Source organism: Brevibacterium picturae (assembly GCF_030453725.1).
Classification (GTDB): domain Bacteria; phylum Actinomycetota; class Actinomycetes; order Actinomycetales; family Brevibacteriaceae; genus Brevibacterium; species Brevibacterium sandarakinum_A.
In genome coordinates this window covers 1-10,045 of record NZ_JAKDJU010000111.1, presented here as the reverse complement: position 1 = coordinate 10,045, position 10,045 = coordinate 1, and the positions used below count along the sequence as shown (strand labels likewise).

The window sequence follows — 10,045 nt, the reverse complement described above, 5'->3', positions numbered from 1 at the left end:
CGTAGAACTCGACGAACTGGCCGATGCTGCCGCCGACGAGCACCTTCTTCTGCATACTCGTTGACTTGCCGGTCGGTTCCCGTGACGTCGTCGCCACCGGTTGTGTTGCGGCCATGAGTTCTCCCTCGCCGTATCCGTAAGTGTGGGAACAATTGTTACCTGGACCACGCCATCAGTCCAACAGATACTTTCTAAGCCCGGGATCAATTCAATCTATGAGTGGCTCTTCGCTCTCATTCGAACCGAGGATCTCCCGCGTCAGTTCGCTGAATGCGCGGGCCCGTCTGCTCAGGCGCACGTCTTTGGGCCAGATCATGGCGAGGTCGATGCTGGGGAAGTCATCGAGCAGCGGCACGTCGACGGTCTTCGATCCGATGTAGGTTCCCGAGGACACGGACTGGCTCAGCAGCGAATACCCGTGCCCCATCGCGACGAAGGATCGCACGGTCTCGTAGCCGGCGAAGCTGTGTCGCACGTTCGGAGCGATCCCGGCGATGCGGAAGAGCTCGTCGTAGTACTGCCGTGAGAACGGAAGATCGAGCTGGATGTAGTTCTCCTCTGCCAGCTCGCTCAGATGGATGGGTCGCGGCCCATCAGCTCCCCCGCCGAGGCGGTGCTCCAGGGAGACGAGGGCGTGCGGCCGGACGACGTCGATGAGGTAGGTATCGAAGCGTTCGGTCAGTCCCAGCGTGTAGGTCAGTGCGATATCGCATTCCCCGGCGATGACCGCGGTGTGCAGTTCATGGAGGTCGGCTTCGAAGTAATTGACTCTCACGTCGGGGTAGCGTTTCTCGAACTCCGCGTGGATGAGCGGCAGTCGGGTCGGGGCGATGGGCGAGAAGACCCCGACCGTGAGATTGCCGCTCAGCGACTGGGCCAGTCCGTGCGCGGTCTCTCCCAGAGCGTCGGAGGATTCGAGGAATGGATTGACCTCGAAGAGGAAGCGTCTGCCTGCGGGTGAGAGCACCACGGAACGATTCTTCTGGCGGATGAACAGGTCGATGCCCAGGGTCCGCTCGAGCTGGGCCATGGCCGTCGAGATCGCCGACTGGGTGACGTTGAGATGCTTGGCCGCCTCGGTCATGTTCTCCCTGCGGGCAACTTCTTGGAAGTACCGGAGTTGGACGAGAGTGAAGTCGAGGGCCATAGACGCAATCATCCCACTCGACGGCACAGACACCTCTCAATCGGTGCACGGCCAATGGAATGTCTCTTCAGGGGGTCGAGGAAATAGACTTGCATCGTGCTTGCCAACCTTGCGGTCGATGACCTGCCCACGCTGCCCCACGACATTCTGGCCTCCATCCCGAGTCCGAGCGTCTCCAGCTTCCACTTGGGCCCCCTGACGATCCACTTCTACGCGCTGTGCATCCTCGCCGGCATCGTCATCGCCATCGTGCTGACCAACCACCGGCTGGTCAAGCGCGGCGTGCCCGATTGGGAGGTCCTCGACATTGCGACCTTGGCCGTCCCCATGGCCATCGTCGGCGCACGGATCTATCACGTCATCACCCATTACACGGACTACTTCGGCCCTGGGCGCAATCCGTGGAACCCTTTCGAGCCCGGTTCCGTGTGGGCGATCTGGGAGGGCGGAATCGCCATCTTCGGTTCGCTGATCGGCGGCACCCTGGGCGCGCTGATCATGTGTCGCCGGCTCAACATCAGACTCTCAACGCTCCTCGATGCCATCGCCCCCGGGCTGATTCTCGCCCAGGCCTGCGGACGATTCGGCAACTGGTTCAACCAGGAGCTTTTCGGTCAGCCGACGACTCTGCCCTGGGGTCTGGAGATCGATCCGAACAATTCGGCCTTCCCTCCAGGACTGCCCGTCGACACTCTCTTCCACCCCACGTTCCTCTACGAAGTGGTGTGGAACAGCCTGGGCGCGCTGGTCCTGATGTGGCTGGGACGCCACGTGTTCTTCCAGTGGGGACGCCTCTTCGGCATGTATCTCGTCTGGTACGGCGCCGGCCGCATCGTGTGGGAGTCCATCCGTCTCGACCCCAGCTTCGTCGTCCTCGGCCTGCGCACCAACGTATGGGCAGCGATCGGCGCTGTTGCCCTGGGTCTCCTCATCATCGGAGTCCAAAGGCTGCGCCACCCCGAGCCCGAGGAGTCTCCGTTCATCAAGGGCCGGGAAGTTGAGCCGGAACCCGCGGACTGAGCAGATCTCGCAGAACCCGGCCGACGACGGGCCTCGCCCATATCACTGCGTACTGCAGACCCCCGTCATAGTGGACTGCAGACCCCCGTCATAGTGGACGCGCGTTCGACCCAAGGCGATTTTTCGCACGCGAGTCCACTATGACGGATTGCGGGAAGGCCCGGGACGCCGTGCGCCGTGCGCACACCCCGTGCACACACGCCGTGCGCCTGCGCTGATGCGCCCGCTGGAGCGCCGGCATTGCTGCACCCGCTGCAGCGCCCGGCTGTTGCGCCTGCGGTGTTGCGCCTCGAGCAGAGACAGGAGCGAGGACTCCTCGCTCCGGCCCTTACCCCTGCGCCAGCCAGTCGCGCAGCTTACCCAGGCCCTCGGTGATGTCGTTCTCGCCGATGCCCGAGTAGGCGAGGCGGATGTAACTCCGGTCTTCCCAGTCCTGCCGTCTGCCGAAGTGCTCGCGGGTGCAGAAGGAGACTCCCGTGTTGTGCAGGGCTTCGGTGGAGAACTCGGACAACGTCGCGATCCCCTTGGCTTCCATCGCCTCGGTGACATCAGGGAATACATAGAACGTCGAGCCGGGAACGGCCACGCTCATGCCTGGGATTGAGTTGATGATCGAGCATGTGGCGTCGCGACGTTTGCGCAGCACCTCGAGCATCCGACCAACTTCGTCCTGCGGTCCCTGCAGAGCGGCGATGCCTGCCCATTGGACGTAGTGAGTGGTGCACGATTCGTCGTTGGTGTTCAGCGTCGAAATCACCTCGGCGATCTCACGCGGGGCGACCGCGCAGCCCAACCGTGACCCGGTCATCGCGAATTTCTTGCTGAATGTGTAGAGGATGACGGTGCGCTCACGCATGCCCTCAAGTGCGGCGATGGACTTCGACCGACCCTTGTAGCGCATCTCGAAATAGGCCTCGTCAGAGAGGACCCAGAGGTCGAACTCCTGTGCGATCGCTGCAATTGCTTCGCGTTCGGCCTCGGTCGATTCCGCCGAGATCGGGTTCTGCAGGTCGTTGTAGATGATGGCTACGGTCTTGTCATCGATGGAGGCCCGCAGGTGGTCGAGGTCGATGGCGAACCCGTCGGCGGTGGGCACATACCGGTAGGGAAGCGCGTTTCCGCCGAGGTACTCGATCTGGGATTCGTAGATTGGGAACCCGGGGCTGGGGTAGAGGACGCCGTCGCCGGGGTCCATGACGACCTGGAGGAATTTCGTGATCACCGGCTTGCCACCGGTCGTGACGACCACCTCGGCGGGGTCGATCGTCACGCCACGTCGTTTCCCGATATCGTCAGCCAGTGCCGCGCGCAGCTCCGGAATTCCGGGGCCGGGGCAGTAGCCGGTCTTGCCGTCCCGGATCGCCTTGTCCATCGCCTCGACGATGTGGGGCGCCATGGGGAAATTGAGATCGCCGAGGTGGAAGGGATAGACCTCATTGCCGCGGGCTTTCCATTCGGCGGCGTCCTGGGCGACCCGGAACGAGGTCTCGGTGCCCAGATTGCCAAGGCGTTGAGCGGTCTTCATTGTCGGCTCCTTCAAACGGGTGGGATGACGGTCCTGGTGAGCGGTGTACTCACACCGCCCGATCTTCGTCTCTTCCCTCACGATAGATCACCGTAACCTCGAATGTCAGCGGCGACCGGACAGTCAGTTCAGGGCCAATCCGCTTCGCCCAACGACCAGGAACCACAGGTCGATGCCGAGGAACGCTTTTGGAAGGCTGCCTAGACTGGCGACCATGAATCTCACAGTTTCCACCTTGGCTCAGCGCCCGGACCTCAAAGACGAGCTCCTCAACCTGGAGAATACGTGGCCGGAATTTATCCGGCACGATCCTCTCGGCAACCTCTACTATCATCGGGACATTCTCGCCCAGTTCGCCGATCACCTAGTCATCGCCCACACCTCGGCGGACGGGATCGTGGGCAAGGCACATGCGATCCCCTTGCTTTTCCAAGGTGAGCGCCTGCCAGAAGACGGATGGGACGGGGCGATCCGACGCGGAATCCAGACGAAGGTCCTAGGTGAGGTGCCGAACATGTTGGCCGCGCTCGAGATCTTCGTACGATCTGACAAACAAGGGCTGGGGTTGTCCGGCAGGATCCTCGACGCGTTACGACAGCATGCAAAGGACCAGGGATTCGCCGAGGTAGTCGTTCCGGTCCGCCCCAATGGCAAGAACGACATCCACGATCCGATGCCTTCCTACGCTTATCGCACGAGGGAGGACGGGCTGCCCGTCGACCCCTGGCTGCGCACCCATATTCGCGCCGGCGGGACGATCGAGGGAATCGCGCACCGCTCGATGGTGATCGCCGGAACTCTTGAGGAATGGCGGAACTGGACCGGTCTGCCTATGGATACCTCGGGACCGGTCGAGGTTTCCGGGGCGCTGACACCTGTGCTCTGCGATATCGAGCACGGCAACGCGGTCTACATCGAGCCGAACGTGTGGGTGCGGCACCGTACCAGAGTGTAAAGGGTTGGTCCCTTGGTTCAGGCTCTCTGCATTCTGACGATCCGATTCTTCGGCGCAGACATCACATACGCAGAGCCGCCAACGAAGAATTTTCGATGGCGGCTCTGCGTCGAATTGTGCGCTCAGCAAGACAGTGCCGATGTGAACCGCGGAACCTGACAACGGACCTGTCTCATTGGAGCTGCACGGAATCAGAGCGCCATAGTCACAGACTTCACCTGTGTATAGAGCTCAATGCTCTCAGGCCCGAGCTCACGTCCCCAACCCGACTGGTGGAACCCGCCGAACGGAAGTGCACTATCGAGTGCATGGTAGGTATTGACCCACACCGAGCCGGCATTCAACCTGCTTGCGACTCGATGTGCCCGGCTGAGGTCTGTGGTCCACAGTCCCGCCGCCAGTCCGTATTCGCTCTTGTTGGCAGCCTTGATCACTTCGCTCTCGTCGGAGAAAGGAATTGAGACAGCAACCGGCCCGAAGATCTCTTCTCGCACGATCGACATGTCTTCGGTCGTGTCCGTGAAGACAGTCGGTTCCACGAAGTAGCCTGAATCGCCGTGGCGATTGCCGCCCACCAACGCGTGCGCTCCCTCTTCCTTACCCGCATTGAGGTAGCCGACAACCCTGTTCAGCTGTTCTTCCGACACCAGCGGAGTGATCGCAGATTCGGGATCGTTGCCCGGGCCTACCTTCAAGGTCCGCACCTGTTCGGCCAGGGCTTGGTTGAACTCGTCATAGATCTTTTCGTGCACATAGACTCGGGTACCGGCTTCACACGCCTGGCCCGAGTTCAGCGTGAAGCCTTGTAGGACCCCACCCACAGCGCTGGGGATGTCCGCGTCTTCGAAGACAATGTTCGGAGATTTGCCTCCGAGCTCGAGCGACACCTTCTTAAGATTGCCTGAAGCTGCGTTGACGATCTTCTTTCCGACCTCGGTCGAGCCGGTGAATGCCATTTTGTCTACATCCTCGTGACCCGACAGTGCAGCTCCTGCGTCCCCGTACCCGGTGACGATGTTGACGACTCCAGCAGGGACACCGGCCTCAACCATGATCTGGCCGAGGAGCAAAGCTGTCAGCGGTGTCTGCTCTGCCGGCTTGAGGACGAGAGTGTTACCAGTGGCGAGCGCGGGAGCGATCTTCCACGCGGCCATGAGCAACGGGAAGTTCCACGGAATGATCTGACCGCAGACCCCAACAGGCTCACGCCGAGTATAGGAATGAAATTCGACTTCGGTCGGAGCCAACAGCATGGAGGGGTTGTTCGTTGCTCCTTGGATCTTCGACGGCCACCCTGCATAGTAGCGGAAGCAGTCTGCGGCGGCGCGCACGTCGAAGGCATGGGCGATGCCGATCGGTTTGCCGTTGTCCAGGGATTCCAATTCCGCGAAATCTTCTACTCGTTCCACGATCGCTTGGGAGATCCGCCACAGCAGATCTTCGCGCAGATTGGGCCGCAGCCGAGCCCAAGAGGTTTCCTCGAAGGCGGTGCGGGCCGCTTTGACCGCATGGTCGATGTCTTCCGGTCCTCCTCGCGGAACCTCAGCGAGGACGTCCCCGGTGGCGGGATCATAGGTGGTGAAGGTTTGCCCGGAAACGGAGTCACACCATTCGCCGTTGATCAGCATCTTCTGAGGCTGCTTGAGGAACTTGCTGATCTGGGGTGACTGGACCGTCGTTCGGGTCTCAATTGTTGGACTCATGATGACCTCTCTCCGACCGGCCCTGCTGGCCAGTCTGTGTTCGTGTAACGTCCGAAAAACACTCTCGATTCGCCTCAGAATGAGGTGATGATGGAGCGGATGACTTCGCCCTTCTTCAGCATCTCGTAGCCTTCATTGATCTCGCTCAGAGAGATCTCGCGGGTGACCAGGCCATCGAGTTCGAATCGACCTTGGACGTACATGTCCGCGTACAGCGCTATATCTCGTTTGACGTTGGTCGAGCCCATCAGCACGGCCTGCAGGCTCCTCTGCGCGAACAGATCAGCCAGAGATGAGTCGAACGAGGTGGTGGCACCGGGAGGGGCGATTCCGATGAGGTAGGCAGTTCCACCCGGACGAGTCATCTCCTGCACCTGTCGCTGAGTGGCACTGATTCCGATGACTTCGAAGGCATGGTCGACGCCCCCAGTCAGCTCTTGGATGGCAGCCACTGCATCCGTCTCAGCCGAATTGATGACATCGGTGGCGCCGAACTTCTTCGCCGCTTCAAGTTTGCTGTCGACGATATCGACTGCGATGACGTTCTTGGCACCGCAGAGCCTGGCACCGCTGATGGCGTTGAGGCCGATTCCGCCGGTCCCGACCACCGCTACTGTGTCGCCGGGTCGGATGTGAGCGGTATTGATCGCAGCACCGGCACCCGTGACCACCGAGCATCCGAGAAGTGCGGCCTGGGGGAATGGAATCTCGTTATTGACAACGGCCAGCTGATTCTCATGCACAAGCACCTGTTCGGCAAAGCCGCCGACGTTGACCGACTGAGCGATCGCAGACCCATCGGCGAAGGAGATCCGGGGACTCTCATCTTCCCCACGAGAGACGGCGGCAGGGTTCAGACACAAGGTGCTGTGGCCAGCCAGGCACTCGGCACAGGCACCGCAGAATGGGATCAGGCAGGCGACGACGTGGTCACCGACTTTCATGCTCGTCACCCCGGATGCGACAGATCTGACCACTCCGGAGATCTCGTGACCGCCGACAGCTGGCAGTGGCATTCCGTAGTCGTGGTCGATGAGGTGGAGGTCAGAGTGGCACAGCCCTGAGGCTTTGACGTCGACGAGCACTTCGCGCCCTCGGGGGTCGTCGATCTGTATATCGTGGGTAGTGAATTTGCCGCCCACCTCGGTGGCCAATGATGCTTTCATCGGAATTTCCCTTCTCGGTTTCTGATGTGGACCATCGACCACTGCGAGCTGCAACGGTGCGATGGCTCTTGTCCAGGCTAGGGTCGAACCGATATGAACAAGCGTCCACATATGAAACACTCTGCATACGTCCGCCTGCTCAGCTGCGCCAGTCCATTTCGGACCTATCATCGGACTGCTTGTGCCGGACACTCTTGTGAGATAGGTTTCAAAAGCACGACGAGATGAAGAAGTCTTATGCCCTTGGAGGTCACGTGCCGCAAGTTACATCGCGCAGAAGCGAAGTGGACTTTGCATGGAAGCGCTCGCAGCTGTGTGGTGTCACCCACGACTCTCTTCCGGAGAACCTCACAGACACGACGAACCTCTTCCCTGCGAAAACCGCGCTGCTTCGCGCCGCAGGCGCCACCTTGAGCGCTGTCGGCGATGAGCTCGCCGGGTTGGATCTGTCTCTGCTGGTGGCAGATCGTTCGGGCCTTCTCGTGCAGACGGTCGGCGGAGCACAGTCCCGGATCGGGGCGCAGGTCGAACAACGCGGGCTGATTGCCGGCGCAGACCTCAGCGAAGAGAAGCTCGGCTTCAACGGCATCGGAACCGCACTGGAGACAGGTCGCGGAATCACCGTCGACGGCGACGAACACTTCGTCGAAGCATTTCGCGATTTCTCCTGCTTCGGCATCCCCATCATCCACCCCGGCAGCAAGAGGCTCGAAGGCGCGCTCAATGTCACCGCTCCGACCGAATCGACTACTTCTCTGCTCGAGGGTTTCGGCCGAACGATGGTGCATCAGATCGAGCAGCAGCTCCTGCAGAACACGTATCACGACGAGTACTCTCTGATGTCCGAATTCCTCCAGGCTTCCCGAGGCACAGATCAGGCGGTCTGTGCCATCGGCGATGAGACCGTGATGAGCAATCAGAAGGCCGAGGGGCTTCTCGAACACATCGACTATGGCGTGCTCCGGAGCACGATTGCCGAGGCACGCCTCGCACGCTCGTCCCAGGCTTCCATCGCAGTCGCCTCCGACCGCCTCGTCGCAGTGGATATCCGTTACATTCGATCCGGCGGAGAAATTCTCACGCTGCACCCTCTGTGGCAGAAGAAGGCGACGATTCCTCGCGGTCGCCCACGCGCGAATATGGCCGGAGACGTGTGGGGAGGCCGTTTGAAAGCGGTGCAGGGGCGTTCGGGCTCAGTCGCGGTAGTCGGAGAGCCGGGCACCGGCAGAACCAGCGCGGCCCGCGAGGCATCCCGCCCTCTCGAGCCCACCCTCATCGATTGCGTTGACTTACAGACTGCTGGCGCTCAGGTGTGGTCCAAACGTCTGCAGAAGGCAGTGGGCGCCACCACCGGAGCACTCATCATCGACAATATCGATCTTCTGCCGACGGCACAGCTCAGTTTTCTCCGCCAGCTGGTCAGCGACGATGCTTCCAGTGCCCGAATCGTCATCACCGCGGATTCTCACGCTCAAGAGGCAGACGGGCGTCTTCGCTCGGTTCTGTCAATGGCAGATCAATACGTGGAGCTCCCCCCGTTGAGAGAACGAGTAGCCGAGTTTCCGATCCTCATCGAGGCGATGGCGCAGAAGATTGCCAGCAAGAAACGCTTCACATTCTCTGCAACCGCATCACAGGGACTGGCCCGAGCACATTGGCCCGGCAATTTAGTGCAGCTCCGAAAAGTCCTCATGCAGGTGTTGGCCGAGCGAGCCAGCGGGCAGATCACCCTATCCGACCTGCCCGAAATCTATCGACGCGATCAGAATCAGCCTCTCTTCGGATTGGATCGGGCCGAACGCGCGGCGATCGTCGAAGCCATGGCAGCTGCGGAAGGCAACAAGAACCAGGCCGCCCGAGCGCTGGGAATGAGCCGAACGACTCTTTACCGGCGTCTGCGGAGCTTGAAGATCGAGTACTAGTACCGACAAGCCCGCGGCACGGTGTTCTGGGCTTCGGCTCAGCCCTCGCTCGGAGCGATGAACAACTTCCGCAGCGGTGCCTCGTCGACACACCAGCGGGTCTTCATCCCGTCCTCAAGCCGGACCAGCGACCCCGGTCCCAATTCAACCGGAGCCAATGCGGGTTCGTCGAACTCGATCCGGCCGGTGCCGCTGATGACGAGGAAGACTTCCTCACCTTCGACGTCGCGCATCGCCCCGGCGCCCATCTCCCACAGCCCGTATTCGGCTCCGGCAATCGTGCCCAGCTCTGCGAACGCGGTAGTTGCGTCCGGGGCCGTATTTCTTCCCGTCGCCGAGGCAGTCGCATCCGCCCGCTGCCAGTCCTCGATGGGCCCGTGGTCGAGAGAATAGTCGTGGGTGCTGATCGGCTCCATTGCGCTCATGGAATCAGTGTATCCAGCAGCCGGATCGATCGCGCTCCGTGATTTATGAAACCATCCCAGGGCCGCACGGATTCCATATGGCAATACGCCACCCCGCAACCATTTACTTAGCTCCAGCGGTGGGATAGAACTGATTCCATGTCCTACCTCAACGGCGAGGCCTCCCATTGGCTGACCCAGTC

8 protein-coding genes are annotated in these 10,045 nt (G+C 61.1%); 3 read left to right on the top strand and 5 right to left on the bottom strand.

What is annotated here, in order from left to right:
* Positions 1 to 208: 208 nt before the first annotated feature.
* Entirely contained in the window at positions 209 to 1,147 is a 939-nt protein-coding gene (locus L0G76_RS11140) for a LysR family transcriptional regulator (RefSeq protein WP_009883511.1), read from the bottom strand.
* 96 nt (positions 1,148 to 1,243) lie between these two features.
* On the opposite strand from L0G76_RS11140, the gene lgt reads away from it, so the two are divergent.
* Positions 1,244 to 2,167 carry a prolipoprotein diacylglyceryl transferase gene (gene lgt / locus L0G76_RS11135; protein WP_009883510.1) on the top strand — a complete coding sequence of 308 codons (924 nt, stop codon included), beginning with the start codon at positions 1,244 to 1,246 and terminating at the stop codon, positions 2,165 to 2,167.
* Between the two features lie 328 nt (positions 2,168 to 2,495).
* On the opposite strand, the gene L0G76_RS11130 is transcribed toward lgt, so the two are convergent.
* Complete coding sequence (locus tag L0G76_RS11130) at positions 2,496 to 3,692, bottom strand: pyridoxal phosphate-dependent aminotransferase (protein WP_009883509.1); 1,197 nt, start codon at positions 3,690 to 3,692, stop codon at positions 2,496 to 2,498.
* A 214-nt stretch (positions 3,693 to 3,906) separates the two neighbouring features.
* On the opposite strand from L0G76_RS11130, the gene L0G76_RS11125 reads away from it, so the two are divergent.
* The gene (locus L0G76_RS11125) at positions 3,907 to 4,647 is read left to right on the top strand and encodes an N-acetyltransferase (RefSeq protein WP_029417128.1); all 741 of its coding nucleotides are present in this window, start codon (positions 3,907 to 3,909) and stop codon (positions 4,645 to 4,647) included.
* A gap of 191 nt (positions 4,648 to 4,838) precedes the next feature.
* Here L0G76_RS11125 and L0G76_RS11120 read toward each other — a convergent pair whose 3' ends face one another.
* Positions 4,839 to 6,350, bottom strand: a complete 1,512-nt coding sequence (locus L0G76_RS11120; protein WP_009883507.1) for an aldehyde dehydrogenase family protein — start codon at positions 6,348 to 6,350, stop codon at positions 4,839 to 4,841.
* 74 nt (positions 6,351 to 6,424) lie between these two features.
* Positions 6,425 to 7,516, bottom strand: coding sequence for a zinc-binding dehydrogenase (locus L0G76_RS11115; RefSeq protein WP_009883506.1), 1,092 nt, complete (start codon positions 7,514 to 7,516; stop codon positions 6,425 to 6,427).
* A 284-nt stretch (positions 7,517 to 7,800) separates the two neighbouring features.
* Between L0G76_RS11115 and L0G76_RS11110 the strand changes: the two genes are divergently transcribed.
* A complete protein-coding gene (locus tag L0G76_RS11110) occupies positions 7,801 to 9,438 on the top strand; it encodes a sigma-54-dependent Fis family transcriptional regulator (RefSeq protein WP_180957348.1) in 1,638 nt (545 codons plus the stop codon).
* 38 nt (positions 9,439 to 9,476) lie between these two features.
* On the opposite strand, the gene L0G76_RS11105 is transcribed toward L0G76_RS11110, so the two are convergent.
* On the bottom strand, positions 9,477 to 9,863 hold the full coding sequence (locus L0G76_RS11105; protein WP_029417126.1) for a cupin domain-containing protein: 387 nt from the start codon (positions 9,861 to 9,863) through the stop codon (positions 9,477 to 9,479).
* Positions 9,864 to 10,045 lie beyond the last annotated feature (182 nt).